The following is a 22,107-nucleotide window of genomic DNA, read 5'->3' as shown; positions in this document are numbered from 1 at the left end:
AAATAAGGATGACAATACAAACCGTTAATCCGAGTATTGGGAAAGTACTCAAAGAATATGAAGAAATGTCCGATCAAGAAATTGAAGAAGTTATTTATAAAGTACACGAGGCTTACGAAAATCAGCATACGGTCAGTTTTACAGAGCGTAGAGAAAAATTACACCAGGTGGCTGAATTATTACTTGCAGATAAAAGAGATTACGCAAAATTAATGGCAAAAGAAATGGGTAAGCCAATTACCGCCGGCGAAGCGGAAGTTAAAAAAAATGTGCCTGGATTTGCGATTACTAACTATGCTGAACAGGCCGAAGAATTTCTAAAAACCTCGAATTGTAAAAACCAAATCAAAAATGCGAGACTGCTTAATTCCGGACAATCCTACATCGTTGAAAAGCGGTTAATTATTGTAGATACCGTTTATGACGACTTCAAAGATCTCATCTTCGAAAAAATGAAATCCTATCAAATGGGCGATCCTTTAAAACAAGAAACTGATCTTGGTCCCCTAGCCCATTCTGATTTATGGGACAACGTATATCAACAAGTTCGTGATTCCATTGAAAATGGCACCCTATTAGAAACAGGAGGAGAAATTCTCAAAAGTAAAGGCTTCTATTATCCTCCTCCTACACTGTTATCAATAGTGAATCCAGGTCAATGAGTGTTTAATGAAGAAATTTTTGGGCCCGTAATTGCCCTTATTCGCGCTAAAGATGAAGAAAAAGCAATTGAATTAGCTAACGATTCAAAATTTGGTCTCGGGCGCTGCCGTTTTTACAAAAAATACCACACGAGGTGAGAATATCGCCGCTCGAAGACTTCAGGCTGTGGTACCGTGTGCCATCAACACTTTCGTCAAATCTGATCCACGCCTGCCTTTTGGGGGGCGTCAAAAATTCTGAGTACGGGCGAGAGTTAGGAGAAGAAGGCATTCAAGAATTTATGAATAAAAAAACTGTGATTATAGGTTAATATTCCCTTTTTAATTAGAAAATTATTTTTTATCATAATTATTTCTAAATTAATCAGCACCTCTGCTCTTAAAGTTTCTGAGGGTTTTGCTAAATTCGGACCGTCCATTATTGTAATCATTGGTTACGAAATAGTATTTTATTTAGTGTTTATTTCACTTATTTAGGTAGGTTGTTTCCCAACAGCATTTGGATGCCTTCGCAATAATAGGGTTATTTTTAATTGTGTCTGGAGTCGTAATTATTAATCTCTTTTCAAAATCAGTAAATTAACTCTTGAAATAAAGTTTAATTTATTTCCCTATGCTTTCCTTCACCTTGAGCCGTTTCTCATGATTTTTAATTTTCATTTACCAGTTTTTTATAGGCCTCTTCAAGCTTTTTTAATTGTTTATCGGATAGTCAATCCAAATCCATCACGGAGTGATCTGCCTTTTTATTTACCTTGATTAATTCATCCAATTTAATTTGGATATTTTCGGTATCCCGGTTTTGAGTATTCTGAATCAGGAAAAGAATCAAAAAGATTAATAGTCGTAGCGGTGTTAATAACAAGCTGCCAAGTGTCTGAGAATTTTAAAAAAGCCACTGATGAACCAAGTGATCACTATTAAAGTACTTATACCTTGATACTAAAAGTAACACCATTATCTATGATCCTTGCTGCTTTTTTATCAAAAAAATGAAAAAATTTATCTATATTTTTCCTCCATTCTCCTTAGGGAGACAACTCAATATCAATATAAATATACATTAAAATGTTCTTCAGAACAAATTTGAGAAGTAATTTGCGATTCATAAGGAACCTGGAAGGAACCTGGGAGGTCTATATTAGTGGACAAACAATACCATAAAAAATTAGAAGTAAAAATGGGTTATAGACAGATACAGACGGATATAGATAAGTTAATGGCGGAGAGGGCGACTATTGAATTACAAGAATATCTTATTTGATTATTATAAATTTGAAAAAATTAAATTTAATAAAGTACCCTTAAAATACCCATTTTTTTCCTGGTGGTAAAAAGTGACATAACGAGTACTAACTAGAAAAACTTTAATAAAATTTAGTTGTTATCGGAAGATGCCTTTTATCACTAAAGCTAGTGCTTCACTCTGTACTCCATTAGTCACAGCAGAGGCATTTTTAAGTTGCAATATTTAACCTTTAAAAGCGGAGTAAAATTTTTATTGTAATTGACATTTTACTTTAACGAGGGAGATGGTTATGACGAAAGAAGTTAAACAACGAAATTATTTACCTTTAGAAAAATTGAAAAACCCTGTATTAACAAATAAATAGATTTAGAAACATGTAATGCTATAGCAAGTGAGATCGTTATTTTTATGACAAATAACGATGAAGATTTTAAGCAAAAGTATGGTGACTATAACCAACAAGATATTTATCCAGAATTAAATGATCTGATCCAAAAAACTTTTTTACCGAGTGTCATCAGATACCTATTCTTCATCTTCTTTTCTTCAAATACCTTGAGCAGATACTAATAGAGAATAACCCAAATACTATAGCTATAAAGTTTATTGGACCGCCATTAAATCGAACTAATACTGATAAAGTACAAACTTTTTTTGAAAAGCCAAAAATCTGCTCAAGACACATTTGCTAGATACCATCAAGCCATTGCTTTAGAAAAATTGTGTCTGAACCGTTTAACTGAACTTAGAGGAAAGCTGGTAAACTGGCTTAGTGTTCAGAAACAAAGGGAGGTTGTTGTTGAACTAAGAAACGACGCACTCAATCGCGATATAGAAAAATTTAAGAAAAGACTTTGTGAGAATACCTTGCTTTTGCCTGATAATTACGCACGTCAATCATTTGTTGAAAAGATAAAATTTATTCTTCACTAGCTCAAGGCAAACATTTTTGGTTTCTTTAGAGCACTTCCTGAGCGGAAATTCATAGAAAAAGCTGGAAAGATAGCGAATACTGCATCTCCTGCTGCTTAAAGAGGGCAGTTGATATTGCAATCGAAAAATTTGGCTACATACTTGTCAAATGTGATGAGAACTTTCAATAGCACCTCTTTCTTCCATGCATTTCAGCGACTGATATAAATGCGATGGGCTCGTTTTAGCTCAGAACTAAATTGGCGGAGAGGGCGGGATTCGAACCCGCGTAGGCCGGTAAAGGCCTCAGCCGATTTCGAGTCGGTGCCGGTATGGCCACTTCGGTACCTCTCCTAGGAGGGAGGAACCATTCTATAGAAATAGGAATTAGCTAGCAAATTTAGAACTGAGCTAAAACGAGCCCATCGCAAAAAAACGAACACCCGCCGAAAATAAAACGACTAGTTTAAGGGAACTTGTAAACGATGAGCAATTTCTTGGTAGGATTCAACCACCCGGCCTAGATCCTTACGAAATCAGTCTTTATCCATAGGTTCTTTTGTTTTTGCGTCCCAGATACAGCAGGAATCGGGGCTTATTTCATCGCCCAGATAAACTTCACCATCACTGACACCAAATTCATACTTTGCATCTACTAAAATAAAATTAGGATTTGAGAACAAGGCAAAAAGCACCTTATTAATTTTCAACGACAGTGCTTTCATATGATCAAGTTGTGCCTGAGTCGCCCACCCGAAACTTAACGACGACATAAGCTGCCGGCAGCAATATTACGTACAACACATTCGAGAGGAATCATTTTAAGACAACGAACAATGGATTCATTAGATGCAATTAATCTTTCAAAATGGATAAGAATGCCAAAATCTTTTAACACCTACATGATATGGGCATTAATTTTATTATTAACTATTCCCTTTCTGGCTAATTTTTCGTGTTTTTCGCCATCAAACGCTGTGGTATCATAACGAAATTCTGCAATTAAAAATTCCGGTCTCATACATGGATTTAACTTTTCCACTATAATGTAATCTTTGTTTCGTTAAATTCATCTTTTACTCCTTTAAGGCATTTTTTGTTGAATAGCTGATAATATCCGTTGGGTTACATCCTTCGCTGTAGGTTGGTTATTTTTATTTAACAAAACTACTTGCGTTTGGTTCCCTCGAGGCTTCAGATAAATTCGATAAATTGGAGTCGCTTTAATAATTTTATTATTCGTACTTTTGATATCTAAAATATAAAAAGAACTTAACGTGCTGTCTTGGTCCAGTATCTGGTAAGAAGTTTTTTGTAAGGCACGCCCTATCTTCATCCAAGCCTGACTAATATTGTCAGACATAATTAAACTGGATTGTTTATCAATAGAAGGTTGCATCGCAACTAGATTTTTTTGGCTGGCAGGTGATGATTGCAATTGAATTTGGTTTTGAAACTGCTCTAAATTGCTGCCCGGTGGAAGTTGCGAAGCTTTTTGCTTTACGGAAGGTGTATTTGGAACGGGATAATAATTCTGTCCTTTTTTTATAGGCGTATTTGAAAATACAACCAAAGGAGCGATTGTTCGAGAATTAATAATATAATCGTCGGAATACTTTGCACAGCTCCCTAAAAATACAAGCGTTGTTATTGTCGTTAATAATGCTGTATATCGCATAGTAGTTACTCCATCACAAATTTTTGATACCTACTCGATGCATCGCCTCTCGCATTTCGTTATGGTATTTTTCATTAAAAGGTGTTAAAGGCAAACGAATGCCTTCAGGAATCATTCCCATTTGAGATAATGCCCATTTAATAGGGATAGGGTTGGATTCAACAAAGAGTAATTTATATAAAGGCGACAATTCGTCATTGTATTTTTTTGCGAGGTCCATCTTACCAGAAATTGCTGCCCCACATAAAGCGTGAAATTTCTTCGGCAAAATATTCGCAATCACCGAAATCACACCTTTACCACCTGCCAACATAAAGTCCATTGCGGTATTATCATCTCCACTGAATAAATCTAATCGATTACCCTGTTGCAATAATTGCCTAACCCGTCCGATGTCTCCTGTCGCTTCTTTAATACCAATTATATTGGTACAACATTCCGCTAATTGGAGTATTGTTTCGGGTAGGAGATCACAAGCGGTTCGGGAAGGCACATTATAAAGTATTTGAGGAACAGGTACAGCCCCTGCAATCGCTTGAAAATGTTGGAAAAGCCCTTCTTGAGTAGGTTTATTGTAATAAGGGGTGACTATTAATGCAGCATCAGCACCAGATTCCATTGCATGTTGAGTTAACTCTATGGTATAGGAAGTTGAATTAGAACCCGTACCCACAATCACTGGAATTTCTTCATTAACTTGATCAACTACTTGGCGAATCATTTTTGTTCGTTCTTTAAAAGTGATTGTTGGTGCTTCACCAGTCGAACCTAGAATAACCAATCCATCAGTATCGCTGGCCAGGTGCCAATAAATCAGCTTTTCCCAACCCTTATAATCGATTTTCCCATCTGACTTCATAGGTGTGACAACAGCAACTAAGCTTCCACTGAACATTAATTCTATCCCCTTTTCGACTAATTCTATGCTAATTTTTATACTCATCGCAATAAATGCAAGCAAGGGGATTTTGTTCAAAATCCCCTTATTCTTTAGTTCAGAACAGTGACTTTATCAACAAGGATTACAAGGACAATCCGGTTCTAGACAGGCGGGCTTTCCGGGCATTCCCAAATCGGTTTGACAATCACTACATTGAGTGTTCTCTAACTATAGACTGCCTCGAAGTCACGAGGAAAAATTAAGGTATGCTTGGGGGTTATCCTCTTCATTTAAAAATTGCTTTAAAAGATCGTCCTTAAATTTAAAATAGTACTTCTAATGGCACCTTTATTGATGACCTTAAACAACAGGAACATTTTGACAAGGAAAAGTTACAAACATTTTCTCTTGAGGATTTATTGGTTTGATTAATTTCTCACGGCACTATTTCCTTCGTTCTTGACCTCAATAAAACAATTCTTTGCAAAAACATTCATCGCCATAAAAGAAAGAACTGCTTCCAATACTACTGAAACGCTTATTCTAGTGATTCATCTCCTCGTACGAAGCTTTTGAAAATTATAATCTAAAATCAATCCATCGTCACTATAGCCCCACTTGGCTAACGACAATAGCGGCTATCCGAGCAGCTTTATGAGAAGCCTCCTCTGGGGAGTCTCTGGCCCTCAAGGCGGGCCTCCAAATAAACACCATTAAAAGAATATCCCGCTCCACTGGTGTTAACCACTTGCGGTGCTTTTTCGATAGTAATCTGCCTCTGACCCGTGCGATCAGATAACCAATACCCTTTATCACCTTGTTTCATCACCACTTTTTCAACCCCACAGTCATGAAACCGCTCCACGGTTACTTATGGATTTTTCTCACTCAAAAGCGTTTCTTCGTCCGAAAACGATGGCAACCCTATTAACCCTATTGTCGTCACTTTCAATATTTGGTTTATAACAGCTCTGACGCGCTTCCTGAAGACAGTCGATAAGTTTAGAGTACGTCCGGCTTTGTGCAGAATAGCCATCGTAATTCCTGATAAATAAATCGTGTTGAATTTTAGCAATGATTGAGATAAACGATCACCCTCCTCACCTTCAAATAATTCACGTGCAGGCGACTGTGATTGATAATAATAAAAAGAATTGTTCACCTTCCTCATTGTTTTTGAATAAAATACAAACGAGATAGCTTGGTAGAAATCTGTCGTACGAAAGAAACTTGGATTCCTTCTGCTAACCATTCCTCTAACATTTTTCGACTAAATATGAAAATTGCGATCATTTTGCGGGACTATTTCGATCATGCATTCACCAATACTAACTACTCGATCTTGAGGCAAACGAGCAACCATACAATCTCCTAAAATTCGCGTATTATTATACTATGATGGATTGCCAATCAATACTGATTATTCTTGGGACTTCTACCCTAATCAGTATCGGGGTAGGTATTTTGATCTATCTAGCAGTAAAACAACATTATCGCTTGTATAAAACCTTTGGCCAACAGTTATTCACTATTCAGGATCGACTTAAACACGCTGACGAACAACGGAATTTTGTTCAACTTCTTATTAACCAACAGCAAAAAGAACAAAACGAGCAACGACGGCGATTTGATGAGCACCAAATAAAGAGTTTGAAATTAATTCAAGACAGTCTCGTGCAGAATATGCAAAGCGTTCACGAACAAGTGGGGGCCACGCTTGCCACTCATGCGAAAAGTTTAGGCAATCAAGTGGAGAAACTCACTCATGAAACACAAGAACGACTCAAAGAAATTAGCGGTCACGTGGATCGTAAATTAGCGGAAGGTTTCGAGAAAACAACGGCTACATTCACCGATGTCGTTAAACGATTGACCATTATTGATGAAGCTCAGAAAAAGATCACTGAATTATCAAGCAGTGTGGTGACTCTACAAGAAATATTATCCGATAAGCGTTCACGCGGTGCTTTTGGAGAAGTGCAATTAACCCATTTAATTGATAATATGCTACCAAAATCCCATTATGCACTCCAACACACGTTAAGCAACGGCAAACGTTGTGATTGCATTTTATTTTTACCGGAACCGACGGGTAATATCGTCATCGATGCAAAATTTCCCCTCGAAAGCTACCAGCAAATTCATAACACCCACCTGTCGGAAGGAGAACGCATTAACGCGGAAAAACAATTCCGAACTGACATTAAAAAACATATTCGAGACATCGCAAATAAATATATTATTTCTGGAGAAACGGCTGATGGTGCTGTAATGTTTATTCCCGCAGAAGCCGTATTTGCCGAAATTCATGCTAGCTACCCTGATTTAGTCGAAAAAGCTCATCAATCCCGCGTATGGTTAGTATCTCCCACAACGATGATGGCAATTTTAACGACTGCCAGAGCCGTTCTTAAAGATGCAGCTACTCGTAAACAAGTGCATATCATTCGAGAACATTTAAACATGCTTAGCAAAGACTTTGATCGTTTCCAAAAGCGGATGGATAATTTATCGCGACACATCAATATGGCCTACGAAGGAATCGCAGAAGTGCAAAAATCGTCCAAAAAAATTACCGGGCGATTTAATAAAATTGAAAAAGTGGAAATACCAACTCATGTTGATACCCTTAGTCTTAAAGAAGAACTAACATAACTATTCATCTATCTATCGTACTATCGTACTATCGCACCAAAAAGTTCATCAACGCAAAACTGAACTTTCTCTAAATTCCCGAGAACTGAATATAGTTACGAAATACCATAAAAAAAGCCAGGCATGACACCTGGCTTTTTTAATAGCGCATTCAGCTTACATATGCGTATGATTGCAACGAACACAATGATGATGGTGATAACATTTGCAATGATGATGGGTCGGACCCAATTTTGTGTTTGGACCTGTTTGATAAACAGGTTGAACCACTGGCATAGGTTCCCGTGGAATACAACCGGTTAAAAGAACAACAGCAGCAACAGCTGAAGCAATGACAACGCCTTTTTTACTCATAATTTTGATCCTTTCAAGTTAGTGAATTAACGCCACATAAAAATCTTAGGGGTATTTTTGCAGAAATGCAAGGATTGCTATTTAAAGTTATTTACATACCATTTTCACAACTCGTGCGAAAAGATATCAGGAATAGATTCTTGTGCAAAATGTAATACGTCCCGAAATTCGACGAGCGTTAAATTAGTTAGGTTATTTTTTACCCATTGAACAGTGCCTATTGTTGTCATAAAACCGGGTACCGCATACATCATTAATTTCTGTTGCGGGATTTTTGTAACCAATGCGAATATTTTTTCATTAACTCTATGATAGGTCCTTCAGTTTCATTCAAGGGCAAATCCTAAACATGTTGCCATAGCGGCTTTGACTTTCTTTTGTTAAAAAGGGACGACGATGACGATAATGCTCCATATCTTCTTCGCTGAGCTTAAATAATATTCCTGAAGGTAATAATTTATTAAATTAAGATAATTTTGTTCAATAATAGCTCGATAACTCGTGTCCAGACGATGTAATAAGGTAGCTAATTGTTGAACTGGTAATGATAATGTTTTCTAATCCGTAGCTTGGTGAATGTGTGATTCAAAAAATGCTAACGCTTTAACATTCGCATTATTACGTTTGGCAGAATCGAATCTAATTACGGAGTCCCATCCATGAACAACCAAAGTTATATCTTTTAGATTTAACGTCTCAATAAACTGATTAACATAATCAATATGCTCAAAAACTGTATAATCAATATCAGGTTTATCCGACTTTCCTATCCTCATTAGATTCAACGCAAGACAATGCGCAGTGTCCGATAAATCAGGAAGAATATGACGCCTCAAATAAGATGAGATCGGCATTCTATGGATAAAAAGGACCAGCTTCCCTGAGCCGGCTTCCAAATAATCCATTTTTGTTCCGTTAAGAGTCACGAAGCGTGAAACGTAATCCAGCATACCGTATCCTCATGATTCTTTGGCCGTACTTGCTGTTAAATCGAACAACTCCCGAATGGCTACGAAGAGTATAGCAAAGTCTTTTTTATCCGCATTACGCATTGCCGCTAAAATCGCTTGCCAACGTCGAATCATAGTCTCATGTCGAGTGAGCCATTCTTTAACCTTTCCTGGAATACTGCGCGCTTTTGTATCCAATAAGACTCGTACCGTCAATTCTCGCTGAATCCAATCTAAATCACCTTTATAGCCGGCTCTCGCCAAAACTGACCAGCGGTCATCAACGGGATAAGCGTTAATCCTTTTACGAAACCAAAATAAATCTAATCGGTCCACCAACATAAAATAAATTTTTGCTACACGAAAGACTTCTTCATGGTGAGTGGTTGCCGCCTCAACAATATTTAACGCGTGAAAAAGCGGAGCCGTGCCTGCTATACGTAATGCCAATTCTGCTGAAACATTTTGGTTTACCAGAGTGCTCTGCTGTTCATCCATTGCTAATTTATCAGCCCCTAACAATAGTTTAGGTAAACGAATATATATAGCTGTAACATGATCTCGGAAATGTGCAATAGTAGAGGCAATGTCAAGATCTTCTCGACGATGACGCAACAGCCAGCGCGTCGCTCGACGAATGAGACGAATAGCGTCTACATTAATTTGATATTGGACAGCCGGATCAACTTTGGAATTTAAGGAGTCGATTTCTTTTAACAAATCCTCCATTTTAAATATTTTCAAAGCCGTCACAAAAGCACGGGTAATTAAAGAAACTGAAACGCCCATTTCATCTTGCATTTGATAGATAAAGGTAATACCCATCATTGAAACAAGTTGATTGCTAAGTTGTGTAGCAATAATTTCTTTAGCAAGATAGTGTTCCTTCATTTGATTAGCAAATCGGCGTCGCAATGGTCTGGGAAACGCATAGCTTACATATTGCGACAAATAGGGGTCTTTTGCTAATTCCGATTTTTTAATCTTCGCTTTTAGAATATTTTTGCTGTAAGCAAAGAGAATGCTTAATTCAGGTCGGGTAAATCCTATTCCCGCAGCTCGACGCTTAAGCAACTCATTATCATCTGGAAGAAACTCCAACGCTCGATTAATTTTCCCCTCTTGTTCCAGAGCATTAAGAAATTGGATATTCAAATTTAAATCCTGCACCGTCAAATAGGACGCCAAACTAATAGCTTTATTTTGAAAATAATTATCTTGCAAAACTAATTGAGCCACTTCATCTGTCATGCTGGCTAATAACTGGTTACGCTGCTTTTCGGTCATATCTCCTCTGACCACGATCTGATTCAATAGAATTTTAATATTCACTTCGTGATCAGAACAGTCAACGCCTGCAGAATTATCAATGAAATCAGTATTAAGTTTTCCTCCCTTTAATTCAAATTCAATTCGACCCAATTGGGTAACCCCCAAATTTCCTCCCTCACATATAACTCGTGCGCGAACATTCTTAGCGTTTACACGTAAATTATCGTTACTGCGATCACCAACATCGCTATTTTTTTCATTGCTCGATTTAATATAAGTACCAATTCCTCCATTCCAAATCATGTCCATTCGTGCTTTCAAAATAGCGCAAATTAATTCATTTGGTACGATTATTTCTTTTTCGAGATTTAAGAGGATTCGTGCTTCTGGCGATAACCGAATCGCTTTAGCTGATCGAGAGTAAACTCCTCCACCTTTGGATAATAAAGTTCGGTCATAATCATCCCAACTGGAACGAGGTAAATTAAACAATCGCAACCGTTCTTGATAACTGAGCTCCGGTTGAGGATCCGGATCTAAAAAAATATGCCGATGATCGAAGGCCGCTACTAATTTAATATGTTTTGACAATAACATTCCATTTCCAAATACATCGCCACTCATATCCCCGATACCAACTACCGTTATTTCTGATTCATCCAAATTGATTCCTAAATCTTGGAAATGACGTTTTGCAGCCACCCACGCGCCTCTTGCAGTAATTCCCATTTTTTTATGGTCATAACCGGTTGATCCTCCTGACGCAAAAGCATCCCCCATCCAATAACCCTTTTGAATTGCTACAATATTCGCAATATCTGAAAATGTCGCTGTACCTTTATCAGCGGCAACTACGAGATAAGGATCGGGTCCATCGTAAAAGACTGTATTTGGGGGTGGAATGATTTCTCCATCTTTTAAGTTATCCGTCAAATCTAAGAGGCCACGGATAAAATTCCGATAGCAGAAAATTGCTTCTTGCATAATTTCCTCACGAATTCCCTCTAAGGGCAAACACTTTGGGTAAAATCCTCCTTTCGCACCTGCCGGCACAATAATGGAATTTTTAACTTGCTGAGCTTTCATTAAACCAAGTATTTCTGTCCGATAATCCTCTCGCCGATCCGACCAGCGTATTCCTCCTCGAGCCACTTTGGCAGAACGCAAATGAACGCCTTCGAATCGAGGTGAATAAACAAATATTTCATACTTCGGAAGAGGTAAGGGCATATCGGGAATTTTTGAAGAGTCCAATTTAAAAGAAAGATAAGATTTTGGATTCCCTTCTTCGTCCATTTGAAAATAATTCGTACGCAAAGTGGCGTGAATTAAATCTAGATATCGTCTTAGAATTCGATCTTCATCGAGAACAGCTACAGCGTCTAATTCTTTTTGAATATTTTGTTCGATATTTTCTAACTGTTCTTTTGATTCAGATGTTCGCTTAGGATCAAAATAACTTTGAAATAATTCAATGAGGAGCCGTGCGACCTTTGGATTATCAACCAAAGCATCCGCTATATATCCTTCACTGAAGGTAAAAGCTACTTGTCGAAAATATTTCATATAAGCACGAAAAACTGAAATTTCTCGCCAAGTCAATTGAGCTTCCAAGACCAATCGATTCAAACTATCATCTTCAGCCACTCCAAACCAAATTTTTTGATAAGCTTCTTGAAAAATTGTCTTAACCATTTCGATTTCGAACTTTGGCTCTTTAGCATAAGTCATAAGAAAATCATTAATCCAAATTTTATGCCCATCTCGGAACGTTAATTCGTAAGGTTGTTCTCCTATTACCCGCAAACCCATATTTTCCAACATGGGCAATGCATCTGATAAAGGTACGGTAAAATCGGGACGAAATAGTTTAAAGCGAATAACGTCCTTAGCTACTCCACGCGGACGGTAGGTACTCATTTCTAATTGATGGGTTTTCGATAATTTTTCAATATGAGCAACATCAAATACCGCTTGTTGGGCTTTAAATTCTTCTCGATAACTGAAGGGAAAAGCATGACGATATCGAGAAAAAATATCATTACCCCGTTCTTCACCAAAAAACTCCAGGGCGTATTTATAAAATTCATCCTCCCAAGAAACACCAATAGCCACCAATTTTTCTTCTAATTCCTTTATGTCATATTCGAGTAAACGCCGTGGATTAATACGGATTACAAAATGAATACGAGCTAATATTGATTCAGAAAAATAAGTAGTAAATGTAACATCCAGTCCCTGAAATGCTTTAACTAAAATATCCTGCATTCGCATCACTAAATCGGTTGTAAAAGTATCGCGTGGCACGTAAACCAAACAGGAAACAAAACGACCATAAGCATCCTTCCGCACAAATAAACGAATACGACGACGTTCTTGTAAATGTAAAATTCCCATTACCCATTCAAATAATTCATCGGTCGTTGCATGAAATAAATCATCCCGGGGTAAAGTAGCCAATATATGTAACAAGTCCTTCCCAAAATGACTTTTAGTAGGCAATCGCGAGCGCTTCAAAACGGACTCTACCTTGAGCCGAATAATAGGTATTACCCGGGGATCCGATCGATAAACATCCGAAGTATAAAGACCAATAAAACGGCGCTCACCAATTAATTCTCCCTTTTCATTAAAGCGTTTAACTCCAATATAATCTGTATAGGTAGGCCGATGGACTGTCGACATGGTATTTGTTTTCGACATAATTAATATTTGATCGGTTGACAGCGCCATTTTACGTGCCGCTTTTGGCAAATCAGAATACTGTCGTAACATTTTACTGTGCGCGTGATCGCGCAGAACGCCTAAACCCGAATCGGGAATTAACCGTAAAGCCCGCTCTTTTCCTTCTCCAACCATTTCATAGTCACGAAAACCTAAGAAAATAAAATGATTATCCAGTAACCAATTTAAAAACGCTTTGGTTTCGTTAATTTCTTCCGGATGTTGAATTATCTTCGTTGGGTCTAAGTCTTTAATAGCTTCTTGAACCCGCTGTTGCATCAACTCCCAATCTTCGACCGCAGCTCGCACATCCCTTAAAACTCGACGAATATTACGTTGAATATCCGCCAATACTTTAGTCTCCGTTTGGCGATCTATCTCCATATGAATTGGCGCTTCCATGACACTCTCTTGATAATGTTCCACATAGTAAGCGAGTACGTCATCAATTTGATGCTTTTTGTTTCGGCAAACTTTAATGCCACCCATATGGATCATTAAATGGGTAGTAAGTCCTAACCGATTGATTTCCATACGAATAGAATCGACTAAAAAAGGCATATCGTTGGTTATGACTTGTATAATCGTATGGGTAGACTGCCAACCATCACCCTCATAATTAGGATTAAATACATGAATTTTTGTTTCTTTAGACCTGCGGTGAAACATCAACTCCCATTGAGAATTAACCATCCCATATAAATCCGCGACGGAACGCTCTTGAATGTCTTCCATGGAAACGTTGACATAAAAAAGTCGGATGAATTTAACAAGTAGGGTGATTCCGTTTTTCGGTGTGTGCTTTTTAGGATAACCCATTATTTTTTCAATTATTTCCTCGGTGGAGGAGATATAATCATGTGCCACAGTTGGAACCTCTATTTTCAGCAGAAAACAATGCTGGATTAAGAAAAGTACTTGTATTTAAAGCAAAATTAAACTATTATATATTTAATTTAATGTGAATTATTAAGTAGTCTTATTTTATCATGTAAGATGTAAGAACGTAATCAGTTGATTTAGCGTTTTGTGTGTTTAAGTCACTGAGTAATCCATTAAAAAAAGGTATCCGAACAGGATAAAACATTACGGACATACAATCGACTGGGTTAAAGATGGCTAAGCTGCCCATGAAGTTTTTTTCCGCCCATGAAACTTTTGAGATCATTGTTCTCGATCTATGCCTACCGAAATGTTCCGGTTTAGACGTTCTTGGTCATTCTAACGGCACGAGATACTATGGATGATTGAATCAAAGGGTTAGATGAGGGAGCGGATAATTATCTCAAAAAACCGTTTGACCTCGATGAGCTCTGTGCTCGAATGCGACGAGCCATGCAACGACGTTCCAAATCTCGCGCTAAGTTAATTATTACTTATGGCGAAATTACCTTGGATCCTGCATCGCACGTGGTCACTTTCAAGGGGAAGGAAGTTATGGTCTCTCGAAGAGTTTGGGCTTCTCCAAAAATTGCTTGAAAACGCTTGGCAGGTTATCTCACGCGAACAACTCAACCAAACATTATATGGTTGGGGAGAAAATATCGATAGCAATGCATTAGAAGCTCATATTCATAACTTGCGCAAACGATTTGGGGCTAAAGCTTATACGCACCATTCGTGGTGTAGGTTACATGATAGAAAAAAGTTTGAATGGCACCATCGATCCGTACGTTTTTACTCATCAATTTATTGCTGAGTATTACTACCCTTATCGCATCACTAGTAATTATTGGTAACCTTTTTTTAGCTCATAAAGACATTCAAACCTAATTAGACATCCAACTCATTCACACCGCGGAACGGATTCGTGCTTTTTTAGAGATTATGGAACCCAACATAAAGATCTCTCTTTCCCATTCAATATAATCTTCTCAAATCTAGTACTAAATCTCTAACTACTACAACCGATCCCAGGATTACTGAAGAACAACGTGAAGAATTAATGGCAAATAAAAAAGCAAGCAGTCACCTTGAATTCCAAATATGGAATAACCAGGGGAAGTTAATTCCCTATTCTGCAGGAATACCACGCATTCCCTTTTCCAATGGTAATGAACGTTTATCTACCTTGTGGATTCATAGAAAATCTTGACGCATTAATACACTTTATGACCCCAAAAACCCAACTTACCTTCATGATTGCCGAACGATCGAATTATCGCCAGCAGCTCGAAAACCAGCTGACTCAAAATTCTATTTTTGTCATGCTGCTAATTACTCATGCTAATTACCTACCCTTTTCTAGGATTTTTAATTTGGATTATCGTAGGTCGAAGCTTAAATACATTAAAAAGTCACTTACGAAGTTCGCCACCACGCACCCAGTTATTTAGAACCTCTAGATTTAGAAGCCGTGCCTTCCGAAATTAAACTCTTGGTGAGTGAATTAAAAAATCTTTTCGGTCGATTAAAAGAGGACTTTGAGCGTAAAAAATGCTTTACCGCTGATACTACTCATGAACTGCGTACACCTTTTATCTGTTTTAAATACACATATGTTTTAAATACACATACGCAAGTGGCCCTAGTATTGTGTTTTAAATTGCCAAATTACATAGTGCGGAAATCTCCATTAAAACGCCTAAAAGCGTAAAAGGATTAGACTTTCATGTCACTTTTCCCATTATTCACAATTTCTGTGGATAACTTTGTGGGTATTTTGTCAGAATGGCTTTTAATCTATTGATATCACAACCTTCAAGACAGATTGAAAACAAAATAAGCAAAGAAAATTAATTTCATATTTTCAATTAGTTAACTGTTTTTGAAGGATTTTGTGGCAAGCAATTCGAAAAAGTTTGACAGAGTTTTTATTATACGTTAGACCTGTTAGCAACTTGACAATTTTGAAATGAACTTCAACGGAAATTGACTGCAATGTATTGTGAGTTATTCCCTACATTAGATAAGGACATTGTTGTTCTGACTGCTAATCGCCGTTTAAGCTACTACCTTCAAGAGCAATATGCTCACTATCAAATCAAGGTAGGGAAAAAAGCCTGGTTAAGACCAACAATTTTACCTTTAAACACTTGGCTTTCTCATTGTTGGCAGCATTGTGAATCCACTCAAGGTTTTTTGCTCAGCGATGTCCAAGAAGAAGTCCTTTGGCAAAAAATTCTAGGACTTTCTCCTCAGACGGCTAACCTCGCCAAGAAAGCGTGGCAATTAATAAAAGGTTGGAATTTATCTTTAAAGGATCTTGAGCCAGAAGCCAATAGTGAAGTCCAGTGTTTTATTCAATGGGCCTATCAATTCGAAACCGAACTCGAAAAACAAAAATTAATCAATGCAGTAGAGTTACCCAAGCAGTTAGAAGGATTAATTCCCCATCTAAATCTACCCCAAAAGATTATCCTCCTGGGTTTTGATGAATTAATACCGACGATACAACAATTTCTGAATGGGCTCGCAGAGAAAACTATTATTTCATGTTATTTAAGCCGCCCTCACCCAAAAAACTACATTCACCGCCTCAGTTTCAAAGAGCGCGAAGCAGAAATTCAAACAATGGCGCGATGGGCTTACAATGAATGGCAAAAAAATTCTTCAAAAAGAATTGGCTGTGTTATACCCGCCCTTACCGAACATCGTTCACAAATCTGCCGGCTTTTCCAAAATGTATTTGGATCGGATAAAAATTTTAATATCTCTGCTGGTGAACCATTAGCTCATCTCCCTTTAGTTAAAACTGCGCTTAACATACTGGCATTAAATCCCTTTCATATCGAGGTTATGGAATTGGGTACACTTTTTTGCTCACCCTACGTGAATAGCATGGGTGATAATTCCTATCTTGCTGCCATGCTAGATGTAAAATTACGAGAAACAAAGCAGTGGCAAACAAATTCAACATCTATTTTATATCATTTGGACGAGCTGCAAAAAAAATTTCCCGCTGCCACCCTTAAAATTCGTTACCAACAATGGTTATCTCTCGAAAGACCTCCCGGGACTCTTTTTCCAAGTGAGTGGATAGAGCACTTTAAAAAAGAACTTTCTGCCTTGGGATGGCCTGGACAGCGTTCTTTGGATAGTAAAGAATACCAACAATTAGAGCGTTGGAAGGAAATGTTGCAAGAGTTTGTTGAATTCGACTCTCTAATTCCTCCACAAACAAGAAAACAAGCTTTTCAGCTGTTGTGGCAACTAGCCAGTAAAACTCTTTTCCAACCTCAATCCGCTCAAAATGCTTCTATTCAAATCTTGGGATTATTAGAGGCCACAGGACTTGAATTCGATAGTCTTTGGATAATGGGATTAGATAATAAGAATTGGCCATCACCGCCAAAGCCTAATCCATTTTTACCCATCGGCTTACAACGACGCCACCAAATGCCCCACTCTTCTTTCAAACGTGAGTCGGATTATGCTTTGCAACTTCAGCAGCGATTAATAAACAGCGCCTCAGAGGTTATTTTAAGCGTGTCCTTACAAGATCAAGAGGTCCAATTATCTCCCAGCCCTCTCATTCTTGATTTCCCACAAGTAAACATTGAGGAATTGCGCCTGCCTTTTTTCGAAACATTAAGCGAGAACCTATTTAAAAGCAAACACATCGAAAAAATCGAGGACAATCAAGCCCCCCCCCTTCAAGAAGGAGAATTTATAAAAGGCGGAAGTAGAATATTACAAAGTCAATCCGCTTGTCCTTTCCAAGCTTTTGCTGAAATACGATTACGAGCAAAACCCTTGGAACAACCTCAAATTGGTTTAAGTGGCGCAAATCGAGGTAATTTTGTACATCATGCCTTGGATGTCCTCTGGAAAAAAATTAAAAATTGGCAAAATTTGATTAATTATTCTGATATTGAGTTAGAAACTCTAATAGATGAAACTATAAATGAATTATCTTTTTCTTTTGGTTCGGATTCCCTTTTCTTTCGTGTAGAGAAAAAACGGATTAAACATTTAATTAAACGATGGCTATTACTTGAAAAAAATCGTCCTCCTTTTAATGTAAGTCAACAAGAAACAGATCGATTTATAAAAATAGGACCACTTAATCTTCATGTACGGATTGACCGAATTGATAAAGTCAAGGGGGGAAATTTTATAATCGATTATAAAACTAATGATAAAAATCAAGTTACCGATTGGTTAGGCAATCGTCTGAAGAACGTTCAACTTCCGTTATATTGTACGTTTGCCGCCCGCGATGTGGTGGGAATTGCTTATGCTGAAGTTTCCAGTAAAAAAATCAGCTTTAAAGGATGGCTAGTTTCTGAAGAAAAACCTTTTAATAATATGGGTTCTGCGCCTCTTCCATGGAAAAGTTTGCTCGACCATTGGAAAACCATTCTTCACCAATTAGCAATCGATTTTTCATTAGGAAAAGCTGAAGTCAACCCCTTCGATATTAAAACCACTTGCAAATTTTGTGGTTTACATCCGTTATGTCGTGTCGGAGAAGAGGAATGAGTGATCAAGCAATTCGACAACAAGCACTGGACCCGACTCAATCGTATATCGTACAAGCTCCTGCGGGATCAGGTAAAACAGAACTATTAATCCAACGGTTTTTAAAATTACTTAGCGCAAGCTCTATGCCCGAAGAAATCGTTGCCATTACTTTCACACGAAAAGCCGCTATAGAAATGCGCGAACGAATTTTAAAAGCCCTCAATGAAGCAAAAAATCAACCAAGACCCAAAGATGACCACAAAGCTCTCACTTGGATGCTCGCAAAAAAAGTTGTAGAAAGAAATAAACTTTTTCACTGGCAACTGGAAATCAACGCCAATCGTTTACGCATTTTAACTATCGATGCACTGGCTCATCAGATTTGTTTGCAGATGCCTATTTTAACAGGTTTCGGTGCTCCACCCGTAACAAGAGAAGACGATGAAATAGAAGTATTCTATCGGTGTGCCATAGAAAAATTATTAATGTCGGAGAATTACACAAGCATTCTTGAACCACTTTTATTACATTTAGACAATAAAGTAGATTTATTGGAAAAATTATTAATAAAAATGCTGAGCCACCGTGAACAATGGATAGGACATATTATCGACTATTATTCGAATCCAGATTTACTTAAAAAGAAACTTGAAAAAGCATTGGAATTTATTGCATTAGATGCCATGCAAAAGGCACATGATTTAATAGATAACACTCTAGCTAATCAACCTTTAGCTAATCAACTTATCCCTTTGATTCAATTTTCTAGTGTTAATATACAAAAAATAAAACCCGGTGATGCCATTAGTGCTTGTGCCCCCCTTACTGAACTGCCGAAAATAAACATCCAAAATCTTTCAGCATGGAAAGGAATAGCTAATTTACTTCTAACCCAAAGGGGTGAGTGGCGAAAAAGAATCGATAAGTCGGTTGGATTTCCAAGCGATGCACGTTATAAACAACAGAAGTTACAAATGCAGAATTTATTAGAACAATTTCAATCTAATAATCCTTTGCGAATGGCACTACAAGAAATACAAAATTGCCCTCCTATTAATTACACTCAAAATCAGTGGCGCATTCTTAAGTCGCTTATTAGTTTGCTTCCTTTATTAGTAGCGCAACTTCAAGTAATTTTTAAAGATCATAACATTGTTGATTTCACAGAAGTCAGCCTTGGAGCTCTACGTGCTCTAGGCAACATTGACCAGCCTTCTGATTATGCTTTACAGCTTGATACGCAAATTCACCATCTACTTATCGATGAATTTCAAGATACTTCGATCATCCAATTTCGTTTAATTGAAGCACTTATCGCCGGATGGCAGCCTAACGATGGACGAACGATTTTTTTAGTGGGTGATCCAATGCAATCAATTTATCGTTTTCGTCAAGCCGAAGTGGGTTTATTTTTACAAGTAGAAGATAAAGGTATTGGTAACATTCGCTTAATTCCGCTTATTTTATGTAATAATTTTCGTTCACAAAAAACATTAATTGAATGGTTTAATTTTGTTTTTAAAAACCTTTTCCCTACAGAAGCTAATAGTTGGTTAGGCTCAATTCCTTACTCGCCGTCTCAGGCAACTAATGAGAATTTTCCTGGGAAGGCAGAAGTTAATTTTCACTCACTTGCCTCATCTGAAGAGGAAACACAGAAAATTATAGAAATCATTCAAACTCATCGCACTCAAAATGATAACACTACTATTGCTCTATTAGTTCGTTCCCGTTCACATTTACTAGAAATCATTCCAGCTCTTCGAAATGCTTCAATTCCTTTTAATGCTGTAGAAATCGAAGAATTAGGTTATCGAACTGAAATCATAGACTTATTATCTCTTACTCGAGCTCTTCATCATCTTGGTGATCGCATTGCATGGCTCGCTATTTTACGTGCTCCGTGGTGTGGTTTGACTTTGCAAGATATCCATCGTCTATGCCTTCATAGTAGAAACGAACCTTTGTGGCTTACTTTGCAAAAAAAAGAAACCCTGAAAGATTTAACTTTTGATGGAAAAAAACGTCTGGAACGAATTACTCCCATTTTATCTCATGCCTTGCACAATCGCGATCGCTTGCCCTTAGCCATTTGGATTGAAACCGTTTGGATCGCGTTGGGAGGTCCTGCTTGTTTAAATAGCCCCAGCGAATTGGTAAGCGTTCGTGCTTATTTTAATTTATTAGAATCAATAGAGAATGAATTTACTATTAAACGTTTAATTAAAAAGCTTCGCCAATTATACGCTCCCATTGATAATCCTAATCCACAAGCAATTCAAATTATGACGATTCATAAAGCAAAAGGATTGGAGTTTGATCACGTTATTGTTCCAAGTCTCGAGCGAACTCCAAAAGCCAAAGAGGATTTTTTGCTGCAATGGTTGGAGCGGCCTCTCCCAACAGGTATTTCCGATCTTATTTTGGCTCCTCTAAAAGCTGCAACAGAAAAATCAGATCCTCTTTATGTCTACTTAAAACAAATAGAAAAGAAAAAATCCGACAATGAAATTGTTCGATTATTTTATGTCGCTGCTACACGAGCAAAAATCGGATTACATTTTTTTCTTATTCTTAAAAGAGAAGAAGCTTCGTCAATTATTACTTCTCCTCCCAACGGGAGTTTTGCAAATTTGCTTTGGGATGTTTGTGAAGAAGAAATTAAAAAATCAATTTCTCTTTATAAAGAGACGAAACCTTTAGAATCAAAACAACGCAAATGCTTATATCGCTTATCAAGCGAATGGACTACTCCAATACTGTTTATAACTCCTTCTTATCCTTCAACCGAAAAGCTTCTCTCCCCGAGCCCTCTCCAAGATCAATTTCAAAGGACAGTGGGTACTGTTATTCATCAACTTCTGGAAAAAATTTCAATTGAAGGAGTTGAATCCTGGGATGAAAAACGAATTATAAACAGCAAATCATTTATTAAACGTCGACTCCTTCAGTTAGGAATTTTATTTTCTAAACTAAATTCTTCAGTAACCTTAATTGAAAAAGCCATTCGCCTGACCTTATCTCACCCAAAGGGGCGATGGATTTTGTCACCTCACTACCAACATCAAAGCGAATATTGCATTTCGATGATGGATAAAAATGAGTTTATCCATTATGTTGTGGATCGCACGTTTATTGATGATCAAGGTGTGAGATGGATTATAGATTACAAATCTGCCACTCGTAGTGAGCCCAATCTATCTCTCTTCCTGCAGAAACAGCGCATTTTGTATGAATCCCAATTAAATCGATACGCAAAAGCTTTCCAGCTTTTGGAAGATCGACCTATTAAATTAGGCCTCTATTTTCCTCTTTGTCAGGGCTGGTGTGAATGGAAGCTCAATCTGTGCGATAATATTCTTTAG

Annotated in this window: 14 protein-coding genes, 1 tRNA gene and 5 pseudogenes; 10 read left to right on the top strand and 10 right to left on the bottom strand. The window is 37.5% G+C overall.

The window, feature by feature from the left end; genetic code table 11:
• The first annotated feature begins 8 nt into the window (after nt 1-8).
• Together CleRt_RS09040 and CleRt_RS11805 are read left to right on the top strand one after the other, a co-directional pair.
• Nucleotides 9-800 (top strand): annotated as a pseudogene (locus tag CleRt_RS09040) (aldehyde dehydrogenase family protein).
• Nucleotides 801-974: 174 nt separating this feature from the next.
• Nucleotides 975-1,139, top strand: a complete 165-nt coding sequence (locus CleRt_RS11805) for an SMR family transporter (RefSeq protein WP_306686823.1) — start codon at nt 975-977, stop codon at nt 1,137-1,139.
• A gap of 235 nt (nt 1,140-1,374) precedes the next feature.
• Here the strand turns inward: CleRt_RS11805 and CleRt_RS14065 are convergent.
• Nucleotides 1,375-1,561, bottom strand: a pseudogene (locus tag CleRt_RS14065) (low affinity iron permease family protein).
• Between the two features lie 1,004 nt (nt 1,562-2,565).
• On the opposite strand from CleRt_RS14065, the gene CleRt_RS04230 reads away from it, so the two are divergent.
• Nucleotides 2,566-2,844: a hypothetical protein gene (locus CleRt_RS04230; protein ID WP_048875212.1), complete on the top strand. Its 279-nt coding sequence runs from the start codon at nt 2,566-2,568 to the stop codon at nt 2,842-2,844.
• Nucleotides 2,845-3,084: 240 nt separating this feature from the next.
• Here CleRt_RS04230 and CleRt_RS04225 read toward each other — a convergent pair.
• The 5 genes and pseudogenes from CleRt_RS04225 to CleRt_RS11800 form a co-directional block, all read right to left on the bottom strand.
• Nucleotides 3,085-3,177, bottom strand: a tRNA-Ser gene (locus CleRt_RS04225).
• Between the two features lie 107 nt (nt 3,178-3,284).
• Nucleotides 3,285-3,896: pseudogene (locus CleRt_RS04220) on the bottom strand (phosphoribosylaminoimidazolesuccinocarboxamide synthase).
• Nucleotides 3,897-3,907: 11 nt separating this feature from the next.
• The gene (gene bamC, locus CleRt_RS04215) at nt 3,908-4,501 is read right to left on the bottom strand and encodes an NlpB/DapX family lipoprotein (protein ID WP_048875211.1); all 594 of its coding nucleotides are present in this window, start codon (nt 4,499-4,501) and stop codon (nt 3,908-3,910) included.
• 13 nt (nt 4,502-4,514) lie between these two features.
• A complete protein-coding gene (dapA, locus tag CleRt_RS04210; protein ID WP_048875786.1) occupies nt 4,515-5,396 on the bottom strand; it encodes a 4-hydroxy-tetrahydrodipicolinate synthase in 882 nt (293 codons plus the stop codon).
• A gap of 637 nt (nt 5,397-6,033) precedes the next feature.
• Nucleotides 6,034-6,207: a PfkB family carbohydrate kinase gene (locus tag CleRt_RS11800; RefSeq protein WP_235378821.1), complete on the bottom strand. Its 174-nt coding sequence runs from the start codon at nt 6,205-6,207 to the stop codon at nt 6,034-6,036.
• A 572-nt stretch (nt 6,208-6,779) separates the two neighbouring features.
• Here CleRt_RS11800 and CleRt_RS04200 point away from each other — a divergent pair.
• Nucleotides 6,780-8,036 carry a DNA recombination protein RmuC gene (locus tag CleRt_RS04200; RefSeq protein ID WP_082160499.1) on the top strand — a complete coding sequence of 419 codons (1,257 nt, stop codon included), beginning with the start codon at nt 6,780-6,782 and terminating at the stop codon, nt 8,034-8,036.
• A gap of 156 nt (nt 8,037-8,192) precedes the next feature.
• Here the strand turns inward: CleRt_RS04200 and CleRt_RS04195 are convergent, their stop codons facing one another.
• The 4 genes from CleRt_RS04195 to CleRt_RS04185 form a co-directional block, all read right to left on the bottom strand.
• On the bottom strand, nt 8,193-8,390 hold the full coding sequence (locus CleRt_RS04195) for a hypothetical protein (RefSeq protein WP_048875209.1): 198 nt from the start codon (nt 8,388-8,390) through the stop codon (nt 8,193-8,195).
• Nucleotides 8,391-8,494: 104 nt separating this feature from the next.
• Nucleotides 8,495-8,674, bottom strand: a complete 180-nt coding sequence (locus CleRt_RS11795) for a hypothetical protein (RefSeq protein WP_235378819.1) — start codon at nt 8,672-8,674, stop codon at nt 8,495-8,497.
• Between the two features lie 273 nt (nt 8,675-8,947).
• On the bottom strand, nt 8,948-9,340 hold the full coding sequence (locus CleRt_RS11790) for an alpha/beta fold hydrolase (RefSeq protein WP_235378817.1): 393 nt from the start codon (nt 9,338-9,340) through the stop codon (nt 8,948-8,950).
• Nucleotides 9,341-9,349: 9 nt separating this feature from the next.
• Nucleotides 9,350-14,155 (bottom strand): NAD-glutamate dehydrogenase, encoded by a 4,806-nt coding sequence (locus CleRt_RS04185; RefSeq protein WP_048875785.1) that lies wholly within the window; start codon nt 14,153-14,155, stop codon nt 9,350-9,352.
• A gap of 504 nt (nt 14,156-14,659) precedes the next feature.
• Here CleRt_RS04185 and CleRt_RS14060 point away from each other — a divergent pair.
• The 6 genes and pseudogenes from CleRt_RS14060 to CleRt_RS04165 all read left to right on the top strand — a co-directional run bounded on the left by CleRt_RS14060 (nt 14,660) and on the right by CleRt_RS04165 (nt 22,107).
• Nucleotides 14,660-14,815 (top strand): hypothetical protein, encoded by a 156-nt coding sequence (locus tag CleRt_RS14060; RefSeq protein ID WP_371440250.1) that lies wholly within the window; start codon nt 14,660-14,662, stop codon nt 14,813-14,815.
• Nucleotides 14,808-14,879, top strand: a pseudogene (locus CleRt_RS14055) (DNA-binding response regulator); the annotation flags it as partial. The gene CleRt_RS14060 and the pseudogene CleRt_RS14055, both read left to right, overlap by 8 nt.
• 49 nt (nt 14,880-14,928) lie before the next feature.
• Nucleotides 14,929-15,075 carry a hypothetical protein gene (locus CleRt_RS14050; RefSeq protein ID WP_371440285.1) on the top strand — a complete coding sequence of 49 codons (147 nt, stop codon included), beginning with the start codon at nt 14,929-14,931 and terminating at the stop codon, nt 15,073-15,075.
• Nucleotides 15,029-15,866 (top strand): annotated as a pseudogene (locus CleRt_RS04175) (ATP-binding protein); the annotation flags it as partial. The gene CleRt_RS14050 and the pseudogene CleRt_RS04175, both read left to right, overlap by 47 nt.
• Nucleotides 15,867-16,216: 350 nt before the next feature.
• Nucleotides 16,217-18,760 (top strand): PD-(D/E)XK nuclease family protein, encoded by a 2,544-nt coding sequence (locus CleRt_RS04170; RefSeq protein WP_048875208.1) that lies wholly within the window; start codon nt 16,217-16,219, stop codon nt 18,758-18,760.
• Nucleotides 18,757-22,107 (top strand): UvrD-helicase domain-containing protein, encoded by a 3,351-nt coding sequence (locus CleRt_RS04165; protein ID WP_048875207.1) that lies wholly within the window; start codon nt 18,757-18,759, stop codon nt 22,105-22,107. Before CleRt_RS04170 ends, CleRt_RS04165 begins: the two co-directional genes overlap by 4 nt.

The organism is Candidatus Coxiella mudrowiae, assembly GCA_001077715.1.
Classification (GTDB): domain Bacteria; phylum Pseudomonadota; class Gammaproteobacteria; order Coxiellales; family Coxiellaceae; genus Coxiella; species Coxiella mudrowiae.
The sequence above is the reverse complement of the archived record's forward strand: the minus strand, read 5'-3'. Positions and strand labels throughout refer to the sequence as shown.

Bases quoted from the DNA above. Each gene is read 5' to 3' on its own strand.
- bamC (WP_048875211.1), bottom strand. From the start codon at position 4,501: ATGCGATATACAGCATTATTAACGACAATAACAACGCTTGTATTTTTA.
- dapA (WP_048875786.1), bottom strand. From the start codon at position 5,396: ATGTTCAGTGGAAGCTTAGTTGCTGTTGTCACACCTATGAAGTCAGAT.
- CleRt_RS11800 (WP_235378821.1), bottom strand. From the start codon at position 6,207: ATGAAACAAGGTGATAAAGGGTATTGGTTATCTGATCGCACGGGTCAG.
- CleRt_RS04200 (WP_082160499.1), top strand. From the start codon at position 6,780: ATGGATTGCCAATCAATACTGATTATTCTTGGGACTTCTACCCTAATC.
- CleRt_RS04195 (WP_048875209.1), bottom strand. From the start codon at position 8,390: ATGAGTAAAAAAGGCGTTGTCATTGCTTCAGCTGTTGCTGCTGTTGTT.
- CleRt_RS11790 (WP_235378817.1), bottom strand. From the start codon at position 9,340: ATGCTGGATTACGTTTCACGCTTCGTGACTCTTAACGGAACAAAAATG.
- CleRt_RS04185 (WP_048875785.1), bottom strand. From the start codon at position 14,155: ATGGGTTATCCTAAAAAGCACACACCGAAAAACGGAATCACCCTACTT.
- CleRt_RS14060 (WP_371440250.1), top strand. From the start codon at position 14,660: ATGCGACGAGCCATGCAACGACGTTCCAAATCTCGCGCTAAGTTAATT.
- CleRt_RS04170 (WP_048875208.1), top strand. From the start codon at position 16,217: ATGTATTGTGAGTTATTCCCTACATTAGATAAGGACATTGTTGTTCTG.
- CleRt_RS04165 (WP_048875207.1), top strand. From the start codon at position 18,757: ATGAGTGATCAAGCAATTCGACAACAAGCACTGGACCCGACTCAATCG.